The organism is Streptomyces sp. NPDC028910 (genome assembly GCF_055564955.1).
Window position 1 is genome coordinate 1 of the sequence record NZ_JBVHVF010000011.1, and the last position, 20206, is coordinate 20206.

The 20206-nt window shown below is 70.7% G+C and carries 19 protein-coding genes; 6 read left to right on the plus strand and 13 right to left on the minus strand.

From position 1 onward, the window contains the following. The 3 genes from ACZ4TV_RS15805 to ACZ4TV_RS15815 all read right to left on the minus strand — a co-directional run. The coding region (locus ACZ4TV_RS15805; protein WP_468134871.1) for an Hsp70 family protein at nucleotides 1–1118 on the minus strand (1118 nt) is incomplete at its 3' end. Between the two features lie 81 nt (nucleotides 1119–1199). Further along, on the minus strand, nucleotides 1200–1628 hold the full coding sequence (locus ACZ4TV_RS15810; RefSeq protein WP_468134873.1) for an Hsp20/alpha crystallin family protein: 429 nt from the start codon (nucleotides 1626–1628) through the stop codon (nucleotides 1200–1202). Between the two features lie 142 nt (nucleotides 1629–1770). Then, entirely contained in the window at nucleotides 1771–1983 is a 213-nt protein-coding gene (locus ACZ4TV_RS15815; RefSeq protein WP_468134875.1) for a hypothetical protein, read from the minus strand. Nucleotides 1984–2198: 215 nt separating this feature from the next. Between ACZ4TV_RS15815 and ACZ4TV_RS15820 the strand changes: the two genes are divergently transcribed. Further along, nucleotides 2199–2435 carry a DUF6213 family protein gene (locus ACZ4TV_RS15820; protein WP_468134877.1) on the plus strand — a complete coding sequence of 79 codons (237 nt, stop codon included), beginning with the start codon at nucleotides 2199–2201 and terminating at the stop codon, nucleotides 2433–2435. Between the two features lie 69 nt (nucleotides 2436–2504). Here ACZ4TV_RS15820 and ACZ4TV_RS15825 read toward each other — a convergent pair whose 3' ends face one another. Together ACZ4TV_RS15825 and ACZ4TV_RS15830 are read right to left on the minus strand one after the other, a co-directional pair. Then, nucleotides 2505–3260, minus strand: a complete 756-nt coding sequence (locus ACZ4TV_RS15825) for a VOC family protein (protein WP_468135194.1) — start codon at nucleotides 3258–3260, stop codon at nucleotides 2505–2507. A 75-nt stretch (nucleotides 3261–3335) separates the two neighbouring features. Continuing rightward, the gene (locus ACZ4TV_RS15830) at nucleotides 3336–4565 is read right to left on the minus strand and encodes a serine hydrolase domain-containing protein (protein ID WP_468134879.1); all 1230 of its coding nucleotides are present in this window, start codon (nucleotides 4563–4565) and stop codon (nucleotides 3336–3338) included. A gap of 213 nt (nucleotides 4566–4778) precedes the next feature. Between ACZ4TV_RS15830 and ACZ4TV_RS15835 the strand changes: the two genes are divergently transcribed. Then, nucleotides 4779–5231, plus strand: coding sequence for a YbhB/YbcL family Raf kinase inhibitor-like protein (locus ACZ4TV_RS15835; protein WP_468134881.1), 453 nt, complete (start codon nucleotides 4779–4781; stop codon nucleotides 5229–5231). Between the two features lie 12 nt (nucleotides 5232–5243). Here the strand turns inward: ACZ4TV_RS15835 and ACZ4TV_RS15840 are convergent, their stop codons facing one another. The 7 genes from ACZ4TV_RS15840 to ACZ4TV_RS15870 form a co-directional block, all read right to left on the minus strand. Beyond that, nucleotides 5244–5648 (minus strand): ChaB family protein, encoded by a 405-nt coding sequence (locus tag ACZ4TV_RS15840; RefSeq protein ID WP_468134883.1) that lies wholly within the window; start codon nucleotides 5646–5648, stop codon nucleotides 5244–5246. Between the two features lie 74 nt (nucleotides 5649–5722). Beyond that, nucleotides 5723–5926: a cold-shock protein gene (locus ACZ4TV_RS15845; RefSeq protein ID WP_468134885.1), complete on the minus strand. Its 204-nt coding sequence runs from the start codon at nucleotides 5924–5926 to the stop codon at nucleotides 5723–5725. An 85-nt stretch (nucleotides 5927–6011) separates the two neighbouring features. Next, nucleotides 6012–6665, minus strand: a complete 654-nt coding sequence (locus ACZ4TV_RS15850; protein WP_468134887.1) for a phosphoribosyltransferase — start codon at nucleotides 6663–6665, stop codon at nucleotides 6012–6014. A gap of 507 nt (nucleotides 6666–7172) precedes the next feature. Continuing rightward, entirely contained in the window at nucleotides 7173–8561 is a 1389-nt protein-coding gene (locus ACZ4TV_RS15855) for a UDP-glucose dehydrogenase family protein (RefSeq protein ID WP_468134889.1), read from the minus strand. A 227-nt stretch (nucleotides 8562–8788) separates the two neighbouring features. Beyond that, nucleotides 8789–11212, minus strand: a complete 2424-nt coding sequence (locus ACZ4TV_RS15860) for a SpoIIE family protein phosphatase (RefSeq protein WP_468134891.1) — start codon at nucleotides 11210–11212, stop codon at nucleotides 8789–8791. Between the two features lie 135 nt (nucleotides 11213–11347). After that, a complete protein-coding gene (katG, locus tag ACZ4TV_RS15865) occupies nucleotides 11348–13537 on the minus strand; it encodes a catalase/peroxidase HPI (RefSeq protein ID WP_468134893.1) in 2190 nt (729 codons plus the stop codon). A 249-nt stretch (nucleotides 13538–13786) separates the two neighbouring features. Then, nucleotides 13787–14935 carry a baeRF2 domain-containing protein gene (locus ACZ4TV_RS15870; protein ID WP_468134895.1) on the minus strand — a complete coding sequence of 383 codons (1149 nt, stop codon included), beginning with the start codon at nucleotides 14933–14935 and terminating at the stop codon, nucleotides 13787–13789. Between the two features lie 422 nt (nucleotides 14936–15357). Here ACZ4TV_RS15870 and ACZ4TV_RS15875 point away from each other — a divergent pair, with 422 nt between their 5' ends. The 4 genes from ACZ4TV_RS15875 (at nucleotide 15358) to ACZ4TV_RS15890 (ending at nucleotide 18816) form a co-directional block, all read left to right on the plus strand. Then, nucleotides 15358–15996 (plus strand): endonuclease, encoded by a 639-nt coding sequence (locus ACZ4TV_RS15875; RefSeq protein WP_468134897.1) that lies wholly within the window; start codon nucleotides 15358–15360, stop codon nucleotides 15994–15996. Between the two features lie 127 nt (nucleotides 15997–16123). Next, nucleotides 16124–16570, plus strand: a complete 447-nt coding sequence (locus tag ACZ4TV_RS15880) for a DUF7144 family membrane protein (protein ID WP_468134899.1) — start codon at nucleotides 16124–16126, stop codon at nucleotides 16568–16570. 464 nt (nucleotides 16571–17034) lie between these two features. Continuing rightward, nucleotides 17035–18165: a globin domain-containing protein gene (locus tag ACZ4TV_RS15885; RefSeq protein ID WP_468134901.1), complete on the plus strand. Its 1131-nt coding sequence runs from the start codon at nucleotides 17035–17037 to the stop codon at nucleotides 18163–18165. 36 nt (nucleotides 18166–18201) lie between these two features. Beyond that, a complete protein-coding gene (locus ACZ4TV_RS15890) occupies nucleotides 18202–18816 on the plus strand; it encodes a pyridoxamine 5'-phosphate oxidase family protein (protein WP_468134903.1) in 615 nt (204 codons plus the stop codon). 253 nt (nucleotides 18817–19069) lie between these two features. Here ACZ4TV_RS15890 and ACZ4TV_RS15895 read toward each other — a convergent pair whose 3' ends face one another. Then, a complete protein-coding gene (locus ACZ4TV_RS15895) occupies nucleotides 19070–19897 on the minus strand; it encodes a helix-turn-helix domain-containing protein (RefSeq protein WP_468134905.1) in 828 nt (275 codons plus the stop codon). Between the last annotated feature and the right edge of the window lie 309 nt (nucleotides 19898–20206).

The window sequence follows — 20206 nt, forward strand, 5'->3', positions numbered from 1 at the left end:
AGCGGGGTCACGTCGAGGAGCAGGACGTCCTTGACCTCACCCTTGAGCACACCGGCCTGGAGGGTGGCGCCGATGGCGACGACCTCGTCCGGGTTCACGCCCTTGTGCGGATCCTTGCCGGTCAGCTCCTTGACCAGCTCGGTCACCGCGGGCATGCGGGTCGAGCCGCCCACGAGGATGACGTGGTCGATGTCCGACACCTTGATCTTGGCGTCCTTGATCGCGTTGTGGAACGGCGCCTTGCAGCGCTCCAGCAGGTCCGCGGTCAGCTGCTGGAACTGCGAGCGCGTGAGCTTCTCGTCCAGGTGCAGCGGGCCCTCGGCGGAGGCGGAGATGTAGGGCAGGTTGATCGTCGTCTCGGTCGCTGCGGACAGCTCGATCTTCGCCTTCTCGGCGGCCTCGCGCAGACGCTGGAGCGCCATCCTGTCCTGGGTGAGGTCGATGCCGTAGCCGTTCTTGAACTGCTTCACGAGGTGGTCGACGACACGCTGGTCCCAGTCGTCACCACCGAGGTGGGTGTCACCGTTGGTGGCCTTGACCTCCACCAGCCCCTCGCCGATCTCCAGCAAGGACACGTCGAAGGTGCCGCCGCCCAGGTCGAAGACGAGGATCGTCTGGTCGTTCTCCTTGTCCAGGCCGTACGCCAGCGCCGCGGACGTCGGCTCGTTGATGATGCGCAGCACCTTCAGGCCGGCGATCTCGCCCGCCTCCTTCGTCGCGGTGCGCTGGGAGTCGTTGAAGTACGCCGGAACGGTGATCACGGCGTCGGTCACGTCCTCGCCGAGATACGCTTCCGCGTCGCGCTTCAGCTTCTGCAGCACGCGCGCCGAGATCTCCTGCGCCGTGTACCGCTTGCCGTCGAGGTCGCCGCTGTCCGGGAAGCGCCAGTCCGACTCGCCGATGTGGCGCTTGACCGACCGCGCGGTGCGGTCGACGTTCGTCACCGCCTGCCGCTTGGCGATCTCTCCGACCAGGACCTCTCCGCCCTTGCCGAAGGCCACCACGGAAGGGGTCGTCCTGTTTCCTTCGGTGTTCGTGATGACCGTGGGCTCGCCGCCCTCCAGGACGGCGACGACCGAGTTGGTCGTACCCAGGTCGATGCCGACTGCGCGGGTCATCATCCACTCCTCTCAGACGTCGGCTGAAGGGCGGGCTCAAGGTGGTAGCGGTCCGCCCTCCACGCCCCTGCCGCGCGTGCGTCAGGCGTTGATCTCCTTGCGCGAGCCGTTTCCGGCGCTGATCTCGATCTTCCGCGGCTTGGCCTTCTCGGCGACCGGAATGCTCAGCCGCAGCACACCGGCGTCGTAAGAGGCCTCGATGCGGTCGGTGTCCAGCGTCTCGCCGAGGAACAGCTGGCGGCTGAAGGTGCCGGAGGGGCGCTCCGCGATCAGCACGTCACTGTTGTCTCCGGAGGCGGTGGTCCGCCGCTCCGCCTTGACGTTGAGGACGTTCTGCTCGACATCGAGATCGATGGACTCGGGGTCCACGCCGGGCAGGTCCAGCTCGACGACGAAGGCGTCACCTTCGCGGTAGGCGTCCATGGGCATGGCCGCCGGCCGGGCCGAACTTCCCAGAACCTGCTGGGTGAGCCGGTCGAGTTCACGGAACGGGTCAGTGCGCATGAGCATCGTCGTTCACTCCTCTCCCATTCGTCGCAGGATGCACATGGCGACACCACCTATATAGCGCTCCTCAATAAAGTTGACAAGAGTCCACTCATATTCAGCCCTGACCTTGGGGTTCGAGGCGGCGAGCTGGTGTCGCGGACGGTCAGGCCGTGGCCGTGGGATGACTGAGGAGACCGGCCCTGGCGGCCGCGCGCAGCCAGTCGCGGGCCTCGATCACGGCTGCCTTCTTCTGCGCCTCGGTCAGAGCGTCCCAGGGCGGGGCGGCGCCGACGTGCCAGACGGACTCATGGGCCACCTGCTGATGTGCCTTGGCAAGGGTGAGCACACGAGGATCGTCGAGTTCGATGTCTTCCATCACTCCTCCGTCCTCGGCGGAGAGGCCGCCGACTGACCGCATCCTCGACTGACCGCATCCTGCTTTTCGTCTACCCACGCCGGGTGCGTCCACTTCCCCGGCCCGTCCGGCTTACCGCCGACGGGCGGGGGTAGCCGCCCAGCAAGAACGGCCTCGCGGCAGGAGGTGACCGTCGAGACCGGAGCCGACCACCGCCCGGCGGAGGTGATCCCACGATGAACGCGTCGGTACCGCTCATTTCCACGGCAGGACACCTGCTGATCCCTGCCGACCAGGTCACCGCTCTGTTGCGGCGCCTCGCCGCCGGGTGGCTGCATTCGGTACGGGAAGGCGAGGCGGACCTCGATCCGGGAACGGCCCTGGGCCTCGCCAGTGTGCTGGTGGACCTCGCCGACCAGATCGACGCGGAGTGCATCGCGTTCATGCCCGCCCGGAGCGAGGACGACGGGTGACGGGTGACGAGTGACGAGTGACGGGACGGCTGCGGCGGAACCGGAGGATCCGCGCTCACGGGCCCGCGCTCAGGGGCCGTCCTCCCCCGGGAGCGACTGGTCGAGGGTGAACAGGCCGCCGTCAGGATCGCTCACTGTGAGCAGTTCCCTGCCGCCCCACTCGTGGGCCTCCGGGACGATGCTGCCGCCGTTCTCGACGACCGCCGCCTGCGCCGCACGCAGGTCCGGGACCTTGAAATGGACCAGCCAGCGCGGCCGCAGGTACGGCCGCTCCGAGGCCGCCTCGACCGGGCCGCTGTTCAGGCGTGCCACGGCCTCCCCGTCCCGCCGCAGGACGACCCGGTCCTCCTCGTAGGAGACCTCGCAGCATCCGCCGCCCTCGTTCGCCGCCCACTCCAGCACCTCTCCGTAGAAGACGGCCGCGTCGAAGGCGTTCCTGGTGTGCAGCTCGACCCACGCCGGCGCCCCGCGCTCCCCCACGCGCCACTCGGACAGCGCCTGCCCCTCCCAGACGCCGAAGGAGGCACCCTCGAGGTCGGTGGCTAGGGCCGCCCGGCCGCGGGGCGGATAGGAGACCGGGCCCACGCCGACCGTACCCCCGCGTTCCCGGACCCTTGCGACGGCCGTGTCGGCGTCATCGACCGCGAAGTACACCGTCCACGAGACCGGTACGGACAGTGCGCCGGCCATCGCTCCGATCCCCGCCACCGGTACGCCGTCCTGCTCCGCCACCGACGACGCCCGCCCGAACACGCCCTGCCGGAACGTCCAGCCCAGCACCGCTCCGTAGAAGCGTTCAGCGCCCTGAAGATCACGCGCCACCAGACTCAGCCAGCACGGCGCACCCAGCACATCTGCTGCCGCGAGTACCACGGCGGCCTCCCTTCCTCGGACGAGCCGTCAGCCCCGCCTCGGCGCGGAGGGCTTGTGGCCGGGGTACACGTGGTCGGGGGACACGATGCGGGTGATCGCCTCGCCGAAGAGCTCGCTGGGCTCGCGGCCGTCGTGCAGGACGTCGGTGTTGAGGAGGACGACCATGGTCGCCCGCGCCGGGGGCAGGTAGACGGGGAGGCACTCGTACCCGGGGATCGAGCCGTTGTGGCCGATCCAGCCCTGCACGTTGAAGATGCCCAGCCCGTAGCCGTCGCCCGCAATGCCCATCGGGAAGGTCTTCAGGCGCTCAGCCTGGGTCGCGGGCGTCAGCAGCGCGCCGGTGGCCAGGATGCGGGCCCACCTGCGCAGGTCCTCCAGGTCGGAGACCATCGCTCCCGCGGCCCAGGCCCAGGAGGGATTCCAGTCGGTGGCGTCCTCGATCTTGCCCGAGGCGGTCTGGTCGGTGTAGCCGTGTGCGTACGGTGCGGGGAGGTCCGCGCCCGTGGGGAAGACCGTACGGTGCAGCCCGGCCGGTTCCAGGACGTCCTGCTCGATGACCTCGTGGAGCGGCCGCCCGGTGAGCTTCTCGACCACCAGCCCGAGCAGGATCAGGTTCGTGTTGCTGTAGTAGAACTTCTCGCCCGGCTGGAACTGCACCGGGTGCTTGAAGGCGTAGTCCAGCAACTGCCGGGGGGTGAAGGTCCGCTCCGGGTCGGCCATGAGCGCCTTGTCGAAGTCCTCGTCCTGGCTGTAGCTGGCGAGCCCGCTGCGCATGCCGGCCAGGTAGCGCAGGGTGATGCGGTCCCCGTTCGGGACGCCGTCGATGTACTTGCCGATGGGGTCGTCCAGGCCGGCCTTGCCCTGGTCGACCTGCTGGAGGAGTGCGGTGACCGTGAACGTCTTGGTCTCACTGCCGATGCGCACGTGGAGATCGGTTTCCATGGGGGCGCGGGTCGTCTTGTCCGCCACGCCGAAGGTCTTCACGTAGCTGCCTTTGCCGGGGGCCCACAGCCCCACCGTCACGCCGGGAACCTGGGCCTCGCGCATGACCTGCCGTATGGCCGCGTCCAGTTTCGCCGCGACGGCCGGGGTGAGCGGGGTGAACCCCGCGTCACTGTCCGGGGAGGGAGCGGCCGGGACGGACAGCTCCGGGGCGGGCGCCCCGTATGCGGGACCCGCGGCGGCCGGAGCGATCAGCACACCCGCGGCGACGGCGGCCGAGCAGGTCCGGCGCAGCCGTATGTGGGTCGGTCTCACGGCACGCCTCCTGTCGTACTGGGACGGCAACATCACCAGCCTAGGCCTGCGCCACCTCGGTCGCCCGGCGAGCCGTCGGTCGCGCCTTCCTGCTTTCCGCCCAGGTCGGCGGGGCCCCGGACGGCGCAACGGCTCCCCCGCGCGGCTGGGCCACTGGGATGCATGGCGGTGCCCGGCGGCAGCATCCGCGCCGCGGCGGGGTAGGGCATCTGCATGGCTGGAATCGAACTCAAGAGTGCCGCGTTCAACGACGGCGCGGTCATCCCGCGCCGCTACACCAAGGACGGCGAGAACGTCTCGCCCGACCTGTCCTGGTCCGGCGTACCGGATGACACCGCCGAGCTGCTGTTGCTGTGCGAGGACCCCGACGCGCCCTCCGGGACCTTCGTGCACTGGCTCGTGACGGGCATCGATCCCAGCACGGGCGGCGTGGAGGCCGGGCAGACCCCCGGCGGCGGACAGGAGCGGACCACCGGCTGGGGCGCGCCGGGCTGGGGTGGGCCGCGGCCGCCCGCCGGCGATCAGGCCCACCGGTACTTCTTCCGCCTCTACGCGCTGCCCGGGCCGGTCTCCCTGCCCGAGGACGCGACGGCGGACGACGTACACGCCGCAGTGAACGGGCAGCAGCTGGCCAGCGGCACGCTCGTCGGCCTCTACCAGCGCTGATGTCCAGCGGGCCTATTCGGAACGGGCTTGGCGCGTCTTCGAACGGTTCTCCTTGCGGATCGCCTCCACCAGTTCGTCCCTGCTCATGGTCGACCGGCCGCTGATATCCAGACGCTGGGCCAACTGGTACAGGTGCTGCTTGCTGGCCTGCTCGTCGACGCCTTCACCACTGGGAGCCGGCTTGTCCCGCGGCGTCGCGGCGCGCGGATCCGAGGGCCCCTTGCGGCCGTGCTCCTTCCGCTCCCAGTGGTCCCCGACCTTCTCGTACTTGTGCTTGAGCGCGCTGAAGGCGACCCGGTGGGCCCGCTCACCCTCCCCGTACTGGTCCACGGCCGAGTCATGGGCCTTGATCCACGTGCGCTGTGCGTCCTTGGGTGAGCGCTCCAGCGTCGACGGCAGCTCTTCGCGTCCTGGCATGGTTCACCTCCACGGGTGATGACGGCGACGCCCCGCGCCGGTCCGACACGCGGGGCGCAGCGGTCGTGCGGGGATCAGACGGGGGTGACGTTCTCGGCCTGCGGTCCCTTGGGGCCCTGAACGACCTCGAACTGCACCTGCTGACCTTCAGTGAGTTCGCGGAAACCGGTCGCGGCGATCGCCGAGTAGTGGACGAAGACGTCCGGACCGCCGCTGTCCTGTGCGATGAAGCCGAAGCCCTTCTCAGCGTTGAACCACTTCACAATGCCGGTAGCCATCTGACCTATCTCCTTCTTACGTCTTGCGGTCTTGCGGTCGTGCGGTCTTGCGGTCCTACGGGCACGGGCCGCTGCCCGCGCCAGCTCAGCGGATCGCCTGTCGGCGTTCCAGGATGTCGATCACCTCCCGGTCGGAGACCTGGGCGAAGTCCTCGTACCAGACACCCACGGCGTGCAGGTACCGGTGGGGATGGAGACAGATGACCTGGTCGGCTTCCCGGCGGAGTTCCTCGGTGGCCCGCTCGCTGCAGACGGGAACCGCGAGGATGAGCTGGGCGGGTCGCTGGGCGCGGATCCGGCGCAGGGCGGCGCGGGCGGTGACGCCCGTGGCGAGGCCGTCGTCGACGAGGATGACCGTGCGGTCGCGCAGCACCGGGGCGGGTCGGCCGCGCCGGTAGAGGCGTTCGCGGCGGTGCAGCTCGATCCGCTCCCGGGCCACGTCCTCACCGAGTTCGTCGGGCGTGACGTCGAGGAGTTGGAGGGCGCGGCGGTCGAACAGCGGAGGGTCCTCACCGGCGATCGCGCCGATTCCGGCCTCGGGCTGGCCGGGTGCGCCGATCTTGCGGGCGACGAGCACGTCCAGGGGCGCGCCGAGGGAGGACGCGACCTCGGCGCCGATCGGGACGCCGCCGCGCGGAAGGGCCAGCACGATCGGATCAGCCCATCCCTGAGCGTCCTTCAGCTCGGCGAGCCGGGAGGCCAGTTGCCTGCCGGCGTCCTTCCGGTCTCTGAAGGCCATGGCGTATCGCTCCTTCCTGCCGCGGCCGCTCGTCACGTGCCGGTGGGCCCGTCAGCGCCAGGACCTCCGGTTCGCAGCCGGACGGGGTCAGCCTGATCGGCTGTGCGCGGGAGCGGGGGTCGAGGGCGTGCGGGCTCGAAGCAGGGGTACGTATGTCCGGCGCCGTCGCCGACCCGCTCCAGCAGCCGATCGCGCGACTCCGGTCCCGTCGGCGACAGGGCGCCGGCCCTGATCGCGTGGATCGCTTGCTGCTCACGTGTGACGCTGCTCATCGCTCCTCCGGCAGCGCCTCGCGTCCGGGGTGCGGGAACCAGTCCCTCGCCGGGTACGCGACACGCTCCAGTGCGCGTGGGGCGACGGCTTCCGGCCCGATCCCGCCGCGGCCGGTGAGCCGTCCACCGCTTCATCCATCGCCTGCCCCAGCAGCCCCCACCCAAACGGCACGGACCGGCGGGCGGCATTGCCTGTGCCGTCCCCTCCCCAAACGGGGGGGACGGGTACGGCCGGTCAGGGCCGGCGGTCCGCGGTCGCTTGCGGAGAAGTGACCGGCCCACCGCGCTCCGTCGGCGGTGCGGCGAGGCCGGTGTCCCGGCGGGGCCCCATGGAGCGGTACAGCATGGGCGAGGCGGTGATCGATTCGGCACGCAGACAGTTCTTGGTGTCGACGACGAGCCGTGGCGCGGCCATACGGGTGGCCAGGTCCCTCCAGTCGGCGTCGACCGTCGCGGGCCAGTCGGTGAGCACGATGGCGGCTTCGGCTCCGCCGACGGCTTCCTCCAGGGTCGCCGCGACGTCGACCCCGGGGAAGCGGTCGGTGATCTGCTCGGGGCCGAGCGTGGGCTCGTACACGCGCAGGCGGACGCCGAGCGTCTGGAGCTCGGGGATCAGGCTCATGCAGGGCGCGTCGCGCAGATCGTCGGTCCAGGGCTGGTAGCGCAGGCCGAGGACGGCGACGATGGGCTCGCTGGTGTGGAGCCGGGCGGAGCCGAAGACCTCTTCGATCATGCGTACGGACCGCAGCTGCTGGATCTGGTTCGCGGCGATGACGGCTTCGATGACGGGCAGCGGCCGACCGGCGAGGCGGGCCCAGTGGCGAAGGGCGAGGGTGTCCTTGGGCAGGCAGGAACCGGCGTAGCCGCCCTCGGCGCGCAGGAAGGCAGGACCGATGCGGGGGTCGAGCCCGGCGCCGGTGAGCACGTCGTCGATGTCGGCCCCGGTGCCCTCGCACAGGGTGATCAGATCGCCGACGAAGCTGACCTTGGTGGCCAGGAAGGCGTTGCTCGCGTACTTGATCACCTCGGCGGAGGTGGGGTCCGTGACGACGAGCGGGGCGTCGATGCCGCGGTAGAGCTCCCGCACCTGTCCGACCAGCGCGGGCTCGGAGAGACCGGCGACCAGCCGGGCGGGGTGGCGCCAGTCGTCGATGGCCGCGCCCTGGTTGAGGAACTCGGGGCTGTAGACGTACCGCCCGGCCAGCCGGGCGCCGAGGGGGCTGTCAGCGGCGAGCCAGGCCGCGCTGGTGCCCGGGGGCACCGTGCTCTTGACCACGATCAGGCCGGGGAGCGGATCCAGCTGGAGCACACCGCGCAGGGCGGCGGTCACCTGGCGCAGGTCGGGGCGCCCGGAGGGCGTCGGCGGCGAGCCCACCGCCACCACCACGGCGTCCAGGGGGCCGGCGGCCCGGTCCAGGCGGGAGGTGAAGGACAGGCTCTGCGCGTCCAGCGCGGCGGCGAGCGGAATCCGCAGTCCGGGCTCCTCGAACGGCAGCCTCCCCTCGGCCAACAGCGCGACCCGCTCGGCGGCACTGTCGACGCCGATCACGACATGCCCCTGCTCGGCCAGACCGAGCGCGGCGGTCAGCCCGACATAGCCCAGTCCAACGACCACGACGCGCATGGCTGCTCCTGTCTTCACCGTCCGCGGACTTCTCCTGCCGTACCAGACGCCGCACACTGCCGGGCAGGTACCTCCGGCGGCAGGCCGGCCTCGCGTCCATCCTGTGGCTCCGGCCCGTCACGCGCATGCGGGCCCGGCCCCGCGGCCTGCGGATTCACTCTTCAGCGACACCAGGCAGCGCAGTGTCGGACGCCGGACACGGGCGCGGCGACCACCGCCGGGGCTTTTCACTCCACGGGCAACTGCGCCAGGCCGACCCCGCCGGTCCGCCCGCGCGGGCGCTTCACCGGCGGCATGGCCTGCTCGGCCCAGATGATCTTGCCCGTGGCCGTGTAGCGGGTACCCCACTGCTGGGTCGTCTGCGCCACGATGAACAGGCCCCGGCCGCCCTCGTCGTCGCCGGCGGCGCGCCGCAGGTGCGGCGACGTGTAGCCGCTGTCGGACACCTCGCAGATGAGGGTCTGGTCGCGGATCAGGCGCAGCTGGACAGGGCCGTGCCCGGCGTACCGGATCGCGTTGGTGACCAGTTCGCTCACCACGAGTTCGGTCGTGAAGACCAGGTCGTCGAGCCCCCAGGCGCTGACCTGGGCGGACGCCGCGGCTCGCACCCGGCCGACGTCCTGGGGGTCGGCGGTCAGCCCCCACGTGGCCACCTGGTCCCTGCCGAGGACCCGGGTGCGCACCAGCAGCAGCGCCGCGTCGTCGTCGGCCGGGCCCGGCAGCAGGGCTTCCACGGCCTCGTCGCACAGATCGTCCAGGGGCCGCGCGGAGCGTCTCAGAATCCCGCTCAGAACGTCCAGCTGCTGGTCGAAGTCGCGGTCACGGCCTGTCACGAGACCGTCCGTGAACAGGGCGAGCAGGCTGCCCGGGGGGAGGGTCAGTTCCGCGGATTCGAAGGGCAGGCCTCCCAGCCCCAGCGGCGGACCCGACGGCAGATCCGCAAAGGTCACCGTGCCGTCGTCCGGGTTCACGACGGCGGGCAGCGGATGCCCGGCCCGCGCCATCGTGCACTTCCCGGACACCGGGTCGTAGACGGCGTAGAGGCAGGTGACGCCCACGGCCTCCTCTTCCGGCAGGTCCTGGCCCCCGATGCGCGCCGCGGCCCGTTCGTCGGCGCCCTGGATGACGAGGTCGTCGAGGCGGGCGAGGAGTTCATCGGGGGCGAGGTCCATCCGGGCGAGCACGCGCACGCTGGTGCGCAGCCGGCCCATGGTGGCGGCGGCGCCCAGGCCGTGCCCCACCACGTCCCCCACGACCAGGCCCACCCGGGTACCGGACAGGGCGATGACGTCGAACCAGTCGCCGCCCACGCCGGCCCGGCTGTCGGCAGGAAGGTAGCGGTAGGCGAGCTCCACGGCGGACAGTCGCGGCAGCAGCCGGGGCAGCAGGCTGCGCTGCAGGAGGAGGGCCGCGGCGTGCTCGCGCGCGTAGCGGCGGGCGTTTTCCGCGCACACCGCTAGCCGCGCCGCGAGTTCGTCGGCCACGGCCAGTTCACCGTCGTCGAAGGGGTCGGTGCGGTGTTCCCAGGTGAAGGACACGATGCCCAGGTCGGTCCCTTCGGCGCGGAGCGGAATGGCCAGCAGGCCCGGTTCGCGGACCGCCCGTACGGTCGCCGGCGCGCGGCCGTCGCCGAAGACGACCGCGGAGGGTGCGGCGGGCTGTTCCTCGGGAGGCCATACCCGGACCATCCGGGTGCCGGGCCCGGCGCCGGGGTGCGGGTGATCTCCGTAGGGCTCGGTCTCCAGCAGGTCCACCGTGACCGCGTCGGCGAAGGACGGGGTCGTCACGGCGGCGAACTCGCGGGCCGTGCGGCTCATGTCCAGCGTCGTACCCACCTTCTTGGCGGCTTGGACGAGCAGGTCCAGGCGCTGCTGGGCGAGGTAGCGCGCGGTGATGTCGACCGTCTCCTCGCACACGCCCAGCGGTGTTCCGGCGGGGTCCTCCAGCCGGTAGTACGAGCACGACCAGACGTGGTCACGGTCGGGGGCGGAGGGCGGGCGGCCCCGGTAGTGCAGTTCCATCACGGGCTCGCCCGTGGCGAGCACCTCGCTCATGACTTCCTCCAGCGTGCCGGGCATGCCGGGAGAAAGGATCACGCCGTGCGAGACCATGTCGTCCGGGCCGACGCCGGCGTACTCGGCGGGGCCCATCTCCTTGTACAGCGCTGCGTTCGTCCACACCACGCGCAGGCCGGTGTCGTAGATGGCCAGGCCGACCGGCGACTGCGTGGCCAGCCCGCGCAGCATGGACTGCAGGGCGCTCCACTGCTCGGTCTCCTCGGCGTCGGCCATGGCGAGGAGGCGCGCGGGACGTGTTCTGGCGTCGCCGCGCAGGTCACCGCCGTCGCCACTGGGTCCCGCGACGCTGCCGGACCACAGGGGCAGGACGGCGATCGCGGTCCGCGTGCTCCGCCCGTTCGCGTGGCGCAGTCGCAGCAGGCCCCGCAGGTTCGGCAGGAGTTCGAACCCGGCGGGGCCGGTCACGAGCTCGCCGAAGGCTCGGCCGACCACTTCGGACGCGGTGTACCCCAGCAGGTTCGCGGCCGCCGGGCTCCATCCCACCACCCGGTCCTCGCCGTCGAGGACCGCCATGGCCGCCCTGGACACGTCGAGAGGGCCATGGGGTTCACCGAAGCCCGGGATCCCGTTCATGACGCCTCCCCCCACCGCGCGGGCCGCGCCTCTCTCCCGGTCACACAGCCAGGATGCCCCTGCTCCCCCGGCTGCCGCATCCGGACGGGCGCGCCGCCCGGGTCGGCCGGGGAACGGCCGACCCGGACATCGGGTTCAGGCGAGGTCGAACCGATCGAGGTTCATGACCTTGTCCCACGCGGCCACGAAGTCACGCACGAACTTCTCCCTCGCGTCCTCGCACGCGTAGACCTCCGAGATGCCCCGGAGCTGGGAGTGCGCACCGAAGATGAGGTCGACGGCGGTGGCGGTCCACTTGAGCTCGCCCGTAGCGCGGTCCCGGCCTTCGAAGACGCCCTCGGCCGAGTCGGATGCCCTCCACTCAGTGCCCATGTCGAGCACGTTGACGAAGAAGTCGTTCGTCAACGTCTCGGGCCGGTGGGTGAACACGCCGTGTGGGGAGTGCCCGAAGTTGGCGTTCAGAGCCCGCATGCCGCCGACGAGAACCGTCATCTCGGGAGCGGTCAGCGTCAACAGGTTGGCCCGGTCCAGCAGGAGGGTCTCCGCCGCCAGCTTCTGGCCGGCCCGGAGGTAGTTGCGGAACCCGTCCGCGGTCGGTTCGAGCACGGCGAACGACTCCACGTCGGTCTGCTCCTGCGTGGCGTCCGTGCGTCCGGGCACGAAGGGCACGTCGATGCCGTGCCCGGCGTTCTTCGCCGCTTGCTCGACGGCCGCGCACCCGCCGAGGACGATCAGGTCGGCGAGCGAGACCTTCTTCCCGCCGGACCCTGAGCGGTTGAAGTCCTGCTGGATCTGCTCGAGGGTCCGCAACACCTCGGCGAGTTCGGGCAGGTCATTGACCTCCCAGTCCCTCTGCGGCGCGAGCCGGATCCGCGCCCCGTTGGCCCCGCCCCGCTTGTCGGTGCCGCGGAAGCTCGCCGCCGAGGCCCAGGCGGTGGCGGCCAGTTGGGAGAGGGACAGCCCCGATGTGAGGATCCTGTCCTTGAGGGCGGCGACGTCCTCGTCCGTGACCAGTGGGTGATCGGCCTTGGGGACGGGGTCCTGCCACAGCTGCGGCTCGGGAACCCACGGGCCGAGGTAGCGCGTGACGGGTCCCATGTCGCGGTGCAACAGCTTGTACCACGCCCTGGCGAACGCGTCCGCGAGCTGGTCCGGGTTCTCGTGGAAGCGTTGCGCGATCGGCCTGTAGGTCGGATCCGTCTTCAGCGCGAGGTCCGTCGTCAGCATCATGGGGGCGTGCCTCTTCGACGGATCGTGCGCGTCGGGCACGGTGCCCTGGGCCGAAGGGTCCTTGGGAGTCCACTGCTTGGCACCGGCGGGGCTCGTCGTCAGCTCCCACTCGTACCTGAACAGGTTGTCCAGGTAACCGTTGTCCCACTTCGTCGGCTCATTGGTCCATGCGCCCTCCAGCCCGCTGGTGAGCGTGTCCGGACCCTTGCCGCTGCCGTAGGTGTTCCTCCAGCCGATGCCCTGCTCCTCGAGGGGACAGGCCTCGGGCTCCGGACCGACGTACTGGGCGTCGACCGCGCCATGGCACTTGCCGAAGGTGTGGCCGCCGACGATGAGCGCGACCGTCTCCTCGTCATTCATCGCCATACGCCCGAAGGTCTCGCGAATGTCCCTGGCGGCGGCCAGCGGATCCGGGTTGCCGTTGGGCCCCTCCGGATTCACGTAGATCAGGCCCATCTGAACGGCGCCGAAAGGACCGGTCAGTTCCCTGTCGCCGCTGTAGCGCTCATCTCCGAGCCAGGTGTCCTCAGGCCCCCAGAAGATTTCCTCCGGTTCCCAGATGTCCTCTCGCCCGAAGCCGAACCCGAACGTCTTGAACCCCATCGATTCCATGGCGCAGTTGCCGGCGAAGACCAGAAGGTCGGCCCAGGAGATTTTCCGGCCGTACTTCTGCTTGACCGGCCAGAGCAACCGGCGCGCCTTGTCGAGATTCGCGTTGTCCGGCCAGCTGTTGAGGGGGGCGAAGCGCTGAGCACCGGCGCCGCCACCGCCCCGGCCGTCGGCGATGCGGTACGTCCCTGCGGCGTGCCAGCTCATCCGGATGAAGAGCGGCCCGTAGTGGCCGTAGTCGGCGGGCCACCAGTCCTGCGACGTCGTCATCACCTCGAAGACGTCCCGCTTCAGCGCGTCGACATCGAGCGTCTCGAACTCTGCCGCATAGTCGTAGTCATCGCCCATCGGATTGGCCTGGGGCGAGTGCTGGTGGAGAACCTGAAGGTCCAGCTGATTCGGCCACCAGTCCCGGTTCGTCCTGGGCCGCGTCGGCGTAGGAGTCGGGGACGGGATTACTGGGTTTTCGCTTTCGCTGCCGGACACGTCGGCCTTTCTCCCTGTCTCAGTGTTTCTTTCTGCCGTTGCTCGCTTGGTTGCTCGCTTGGTTGCTCGCTCTTGACGTCGGTTGCATTTCCATGGTCGCGCACCACAGACCGCACTGCTGCGAGAACACGCAGAGGAACCGCAACAGCGCTCAAAGTCCGAAGTCGTTTTCGCATTGCGGAGTCTGACCAGCTGGTTCACGGCTTTCCCGCCCCCGGGGCGTACGGGAAAAACACTCGGCCGGTCCGCTCACATGGTCCAGCGCAGCACCGCCCCCAGTCCGCCCGCCGGGCCCGGCATCCCCGCCGGGACCAGGAGGACCTCGCAGTCGGCCGCCACGGCGGCCCGCAGCACGGCGTCGTCCGCGCGCGCCTGCTCGGGCCGGGGCACACCCATCGCCCGCGCCTCTCCTCGTTGCACGGCGACCTCGTCCACGCCCGGGCCGATCCAGACCTGCCGCCCGGCGTCGGGGGCGTCCGGCGCCATCAGCAGCGTGGCCACCTGGTGCTTGCGCGCCGCGTCGACAACGGCCGGAACCCCTTCCGCCGCTCCCCCGGGGCCCGTGTCGACGGAGGACTCGCGATGCTGGCCGGGCTTGCCCCGTCCGGTGTGGAAGCGTTCGAGCGTCCTGCGAAGCCGGTCCTGGGTGAGCCTCTCGCAGGCCTGTGCGATCTCCTGGTCGAGCCCGGCGGTCGAGGCGCCCGCGGAGCGGCTCCCGCTCTCCGCCTCGATGGTGGCGGCCAGGATGGGCTCCGGCAGCCGGTTGTACACGGCGCGTCGCTCACGGGGGTCACCGGTCAGGACCAGCAGTTCGGCGCCGTTCTCGGGCCATTGCCGGACGATCTCGTTCACGATGACGTCGGCGGTCTCGTTGCGGGTGTTCTCGATCTTGTTCCGGTAGTGCCATTCGTGCCGGTCCGCAGGGATGCTGCGGTGGCCGCGCCCCTGCCATTCCTTGCCGTTCACCTGGCCCAGGGCCTCCCGGCGGTGCCCCTCGCGCAGCTCCAGGTCGGCGCCCGTGCTGTCGATGTACGCGACCAGGCACGTCGGGGCGTCGCCGCGCAGGCCGGCCAGCGGCGCCACATGCGGCAGGAAGGACCACGTCGCCTCGCTCACCGGCGGCGGAACGCTCAGCGGGATGTCGAGGACGACCTCGGCGCCCGCGGCGAAGAGGGCCCGGCCCGGCGGCGTCCCGGAGACCGGCTCGTTCGCCAGCCGGTCCATGATCGCCGCGGTGGTGTAGCCGTCGGCCCCCGCGTCGATCAGCTGACCCGCGATAGCGCGCTCACGGAGCGCCTGCACCTTGGCTCCGTCCTCGGTCGCGCGCGTGGTCTCGATGTAGACCGAAGCCCAGGGGCCCGGCCGGGCGAAAAGAGGCTTGAGGAAACCGAGTTCCATGACGTCCCCCAGTTCTGATGCCGAGCAGGGGGGCGGGGAGGACGAATCACCCGCTCACCCGGCGTGTTCGACGTGCTCGTACGGATTCGCAGCGCGGTGGCATCGGGACGGCGTCCCCGCCCACCGGCTCCTCGTCGTGTCTGGCGCGTGCCCGCGCGTGCCCACGGCAAACCGCCAGGGGGACCCGAGGACGTATGACTGTCGTCTCCCACAGTTCGCCGTGGCCGGGCGCGGCAGCACCGCGTAGTGCGACGCACACGACGGGTTGAAGCAGACCGCGGACCCCGGCCCGGCCCGGGCGGACCGGCACGACCATCGTCCGCGCCGTCGGTCCGTGTCGCCCGGCGCCACGTGGGTAGCCGCCCATGGGGACAGCGTCGCTACGGGACGAACGGGCGCCTGGTACGGAAAGGAGCGCTCCGATGGACACCGCCGAGGTGACCGCGCGGCTGCTGCGGGAGCACGGGCGGACCTATGCCGACGAAGCCGGGATCACCCTTCGCGACAAGCCCGCCCCGCTGTACCAGCTGCTGGTGCTCACGGTCCTGTGCTCGATTCGCATCAAGGCGGAGATAGCGACCGCCGCCGCCGGGGAGCTGTTCAAGGCGGGGCTGCGGACGCCCCGCGCGATGGCGGACTCCGACTGGCAGGAGCGCGTGGACGCGCTCGGGCGGGCGCACTACGTCCGGTACGACGAGAGCACCGCGACCGCACTGGGCGACGGTGCGGAGCTGCTGCTCGACCGCTTCCACGGGGACCTGCGAAAACTGCGCGAGCAGGCCGCCGGCGATACGGGGAAGCTGCGGGAGCTGGTGCGGGAAATACCGAGGATCGGCCCGGTGGGCGCGGACATCTTCTGCCGGGAGGTCCAGGACGTGTGGCCGGAACTGCGCCCGTTCTTCGACGAACGCTCCCTCGAGTCCGCTGCGGAGCTCGGGCTTCCGCACACCCCGGACGGCCTCGCGAAGCTGGTGCCGGCGAAGGATCTGGCCCGCCTCGCCGCCGCCCTGGTGCGCGTCAGCCTGACCAAGGGCGCGGCGCGGGAGCTGCGGGCGGCGTAGGGGTTGTCCGGGCTCACCGCCACGGCCGTCACCCGCGTGGACGCGCTCCGGTGTTCCACCGCAGGTCGGCCACGGAGTGTGAGTCGTACGCCGGTCTTCGGCGTCTCGCCCGACAAAGGAGCCTCTCGTGGCACAGACGAACCCTCCCACCGGCGCCCCCCACAGTCCGGAGCACACCACCAGCCGAAACGCCTGGGCAACGGGCGGCACGATGTTCGCCGGAGTCGTCCTCCTCGTGGACGGAGTGCTCGGCATCCTCAAGGGGATCGTCGGCATCGCGGAGGACGACGTCTACGCGCGCCTCGGCGAGTACGTCTTCAGGTTCGACGTCACCGCCTGGGGCTGGATCCACCTGATCCTGGGCATCGTGCTCGTCATCGTCGGCAGCGGGATCCTCACGGGCGCCGGCTGGGCGATGATGCTCGGTGTGGCGGCGGCCGCGTTCGACATCGTCGTGAACTTCATGTGGCTGCCCTACACACCGATCTGGGCCATCGTCTCCATCGCCATCGGCGTCTTCGTCATCTGGGCCCTGTGCACGGACACCGGCATCCCCCGGACCCCCGCTGTCTGAACGCCTCACCGAGGAGCCCTGCCCGGCCGAGTCCGAGTCCGAGGCGAATGCCACTTAGCGGGAATACCGGCCTGGCCAGAATGGGTGCATGCCGGGCATAGGCCTTTGCTACTTCTGAGTCACCTACGGGGTCATGTAGCGTCCGGAAGCGCTTGATCCGTTTCAAACGCTCCCGCCCCGTCATGAGGACTCATGCTCGACACTTTCGACGCCCCGGTCACCGCTCGGCGGCGATCCGGTGAAGACGCCGCCCGTATCGCGCTCCGGGGGCGTGGCCCGATGAGCGATGCCGCCCCACGGTCGTCCGCCGGAAGGAAGCCATCTCGCATTGCGGATGGAGGAGCGCTGGTCCCTTGAGATTCCGGCTCAATCGCTCGAGCGGCATATCCGCGCCCCCGCCTCCGCGGGAACCGGCACCCGCCCCGGCCTTCCACGCCGTTGAGCCGGAGGTCGCCGAACCCCCCTTGTCGGCCCACGAGATCGCGCTCATACGCGCCTCCGTCTCGGTGGTCGAGCCGCTGGCCGCAGATATGACGGTCTACTTCTACGCGATCCTCTTCGCCCGCTACCCCGAGGTCCGTCCGATGTTCCCGCCGGGGATGGACGCCCAGCGTGGCCGCCTGCTGCGCGCACTGCTGCGCATCGTCGACCTGGTCGACGACCCGGACAGCCTGGTCCGCTTCTGCGGACACCTCGGACGCGATCACCGCAAGTTCGGCACGCTCAGCGCGCACTTCCCGGCCGTGGGCGAGTGCCTCCTCGCCTCCCTCGCCCGCTACGCCGGCCCCGCGTGGACCGCGGACATCGCCGCCGCCTGGACCAAGGCGTACGGCGCCGTCGCCCAGGTCATGATCAGCGCGGCCGAAGAGGACGAGGCGCTGCGGCCCGCCGTGTGGCCGGCCACGATCGTGCACCGCCTCTCGCGCGGTCACGGCATCGCCGAGATCACGGTACGTCCCCACATGCCCTACGCGTACGCCGCCGGACAGTACGTCAGCGTCGAGACGCCCTGGTGTCCGAAGCATTGGCGCTACTACTCCCCCGCCAACGCGCCACGCGAGGACGGCACCCTCACCTTTCACGTGCGCGCGGTGCCCGGCGGATCGGTCAGCAACGCCCTGGTGCACCGGGCCGTGGTGGGCGACGTGGTCCACCTGGGAGCCCCGCTGGGAGACATGGTGCTGGACGCCGCCGTCCACAGCGACCTGCTCTGTGTGGCCGGCGGCACCGGCCTCGCCCCGATCCGAGCGCTCGTCGAGGAGGTCGCCCGTCGCGGCGGACGCCACCAGGTGGACCTCTTCCTCGGTGCCCGTACCGGCGCCGAGCTGTACGGGGTCGACGACATGCTCCGGATGGCCCAGCGCCACCACTGGCTGTCCATCAGGGGCGCGGTCTCCCACGAGTACATCCCCGGAATCCGCGGGTCCCTGCCGGAGGTGCTGGCCGAGTACGGACCGTGGTACCAGCACGACGTCTATCTCAGCGGCCCGGTCCAGATGGTCGTCTCCGCCAGCGAGACGCTCACGCTGGGCGGCACCTTGCCCGAACGCATCCACCACGACCCGTTCGAGACGCCCGTCCTGTCCATACCCTGAGCCACGCGCTTGCCCGTCCTGCCAGGAGAACGCCCCGTGACCTTGCCCCCGCAGCCCTTCGGTTCAGCAGGTGAACACCAGCTGCAGCAGCAACTGGGCACCGCCGAACGCGCCGCCCGGTTCTACGACCGGCAGGTGCGCCCCTGCCTCACATCCGAGATGCGGGACTTCATCGGCCGGCAGACCATGGCCTTCCTGGCCACAGCCGACTCCCGCGGCGAATGCGATTCCAGCTTCCGCGCCGGGCCTCCGGGATTCGTCCACGTGATCGACGACCACACGCTCGCCTACCCCGAATTCCGCGGGAACGGTGTACTCGCCAGCGCCGGCAACATGATGGAGAACCCCCACCTCGGCATGCTGTTCGTGGACTTCACCCACCACCACGTGGGACTTCACGTCAACGGTGTGGCCCGGCTCTACACCGACACCGACATGCGTACCCTCCACGCCGACCTGCCCACGGACGTCTCCCCTGGGCGGAGCCCTGAGCTGTGGGTCCAACTCAGCGTCGAAGAGGCGTACATCCACTGCTCCAAGTACATACCCCACCTGGAACCGTCCCGCCGTCCCCCCAGCCATGACCCCGGGCGTCCCAAGGACGCGGACTATTTCACCGACTCGGTACGGGGCTGGCCGATCCCCCAGTGACCAGAGGTCCCTCGTCCCCGGATGTGAATCCGGGGATGTACGGGCGTCAGCGGCCGTTCATGTCATCTCCCTCTCGACGCCTGCGGCGGCGCCGGCCCAAGGCCCCCGCCAAACCGATCAAGCCTCCGCTGAGCGCGCCGGCCACGAGGATGCGCAGCAGGTCTTCCATCGAGTACCCCCTCCGAGAACGACTTCGAACGGGGACACTATCGACGTGCGGACGGCCTGGCTTGGACAAATCTGACCTAGCCCCTCACAGGGCGAGGGCCCCCTCCGTCACGCGGGCGGCGGCCAGCCGGCCCGGAGTGGTGTCGGCCATGGCTCGGAACTCGCGGTTGAGGTGAGCCTGGTCGTAGAAGCCGCAGGCGGCAGTCACTTCGCCGAGATCCGCACCCTCCTGCGTCAGCAGCCTCACGGCCCGGTGGAAGCGCAGGACCCGGGCGGACATCTTGGGCGTCAGGCCGATCTGTTCGGTGAACCGGCGGACCAGGTAGCCCTGGCTCCAGCCCACTTCGGCCGCGATCCGGCCCACCGGGATCGCTCCGCCCGCGGCGGACAGCAATCGCCAGGCGTGGCTCACCTCGGGCGCGGGATGCGGGCCACGCTGGAGCCGGGCCGACAGCGCGAGGTCCAGCAGGTCGAACCGGGCTCCCCAGTCGCCGGTGGCCGCCAGTCGCTCCACCAGCACTCCGGCCCCGGGGCCCAGGACGTCGCGAAGCTCGACCACCCTGTTGGTCAACTCGCTCATCGGCACGGCGAACAGCCGATAGGCGCCCAGCGGGGTCAACTCGATCCGGATCGCCTCCTGGCCACCGGGATGGTCACACACCCGCGGCCCGTCCTCCAGACCCGCGACCAGCGAGCCGGTCACCTGACTGTTCGGGTCGGCCTCGCCCAGCCGGCGGATCTGGGCGAACGGCTCGCCCAGGCTGATCACCACGACGGCTCGGCCCGTGGGAACCAGCCGCACCCGGTAGGGCGAGGCCGCCGCCTCCCAGTAGCCCGCATAGCTGTGCACGATCGGGCGCAACTGGGCAGGCCACGGCCTGGTCACCCGCCACCGCCCACCCAGCCGAGTCATCTCGACTCCCCGAGCGGCCACGCCTGTGCCTGCGACCACCGGCATATCCCTCTCCCTCCCCCGTGGCGACGGACACGCAGCCGCATTCGGTCAGCCTTGATCCTGCCAAAGCCGGCCCCACTTGGTCACACCGTCACACGTCACACCTGAGAGCCTGTGAACAAACCCCGTCTGCGCGCAGCGGCGTCCGGTGCGCCCGCCCTTCGGGCGGACGGCGGTTTGTTCACAGACTCTGAGCTGAACCGCTGAGGGAGTGGTTCCGGAATTCGCCAGAGACCTTCCTTCTGCCAGCGGCAGAACGCCGGCCCG

Coding starts and splice junctions, on each gene's coding strand:
- ACZ4TV_RS15840 (WP_468134883.1), bottom strand. CDS start 5,648: ATGCCAGGACGCGAAGAGCTGCCGTCGACGCTGGAGCGCTCACCCAAG.
- ACZ4TV_RS15815 (WP_468134875.1), bottom strand. CDS start 1,983: ATGGAAGACATCGAACTCGACGATCCTCGTGTGCTCACCCTTGCCAAG.
- ACZ4TV_RS15845 (WP_468134885.1), bottom strand. CDS start 5,926: ATGGCTACCGGCATTGTGAAGTGGTTCAACGCTGAGAAGGGCTTCGGC.
- ACZ4TV_RS15820 (WP_468134877.1), top strand. CDS start 2,199: ATGAACGCGTCGGTACCGCTCATTTCCACGGCAGGACACCTGCTGATC.
- ACZ4TV_RS15860 (WP_468134891.1), bottom strand. CDS start 11,212: ATGAACGGGATCCCGGGCTTCGGTGAACCCCATGGCCCTCTCGACGTG.
- ACZ4TV_RS15810 (WP_468134873.1), bottom strand. CDS start 1,628: ATGCTCATGCGCACTGACCCGTTCCGTGAACTCGACCGGCTCACCCAG.
- ACZ4TV_RS15870 (WP_468134895.1), bottom strand. CDS start 14,935: ATGGAACTCGGTTTCCTCAAGCCTCTTTTCGCCCGGCCGGGCCCCTGG.
- ACZ4TV_RS15835 (WP_468134881.1), top strand. CDS start 4,779: ATGGCTGGAATCGAACTCAAGAGTGCCGCGTTCAACGACGGCGCGGTC.
- ACZ4TV_RS15855 (WP_468134889.1), bottom strand. CDS start 8,561: ATGCGCGTCGTGGTCGTTGGACTGGGCTATGTCGGGCTGACCGCCGCG.
- ACZ4TV_RS15895 (WP_468134905.1), bottom strand. CDS start 19,897: ATGACTCGGCTGGGTGGGCGGTGGCGGGTGACCAGGCCGTGGCCTGCC.
- ACZ4TV_RS15850 (WP_468134887.1), bottom strand. CDS start 6,665: ATGGCCTTCAGAGACCGGAAGGACGCCGGCAGGCAACTGGCCTCCCGG.
- ACZ4TV_RS15875 (WP_468134897.1), top strand. CDS start 15,358: ATGGACACCGCCGAGGTGACCGCGCGGCTGCTGCGGGAGCACGGGCGG.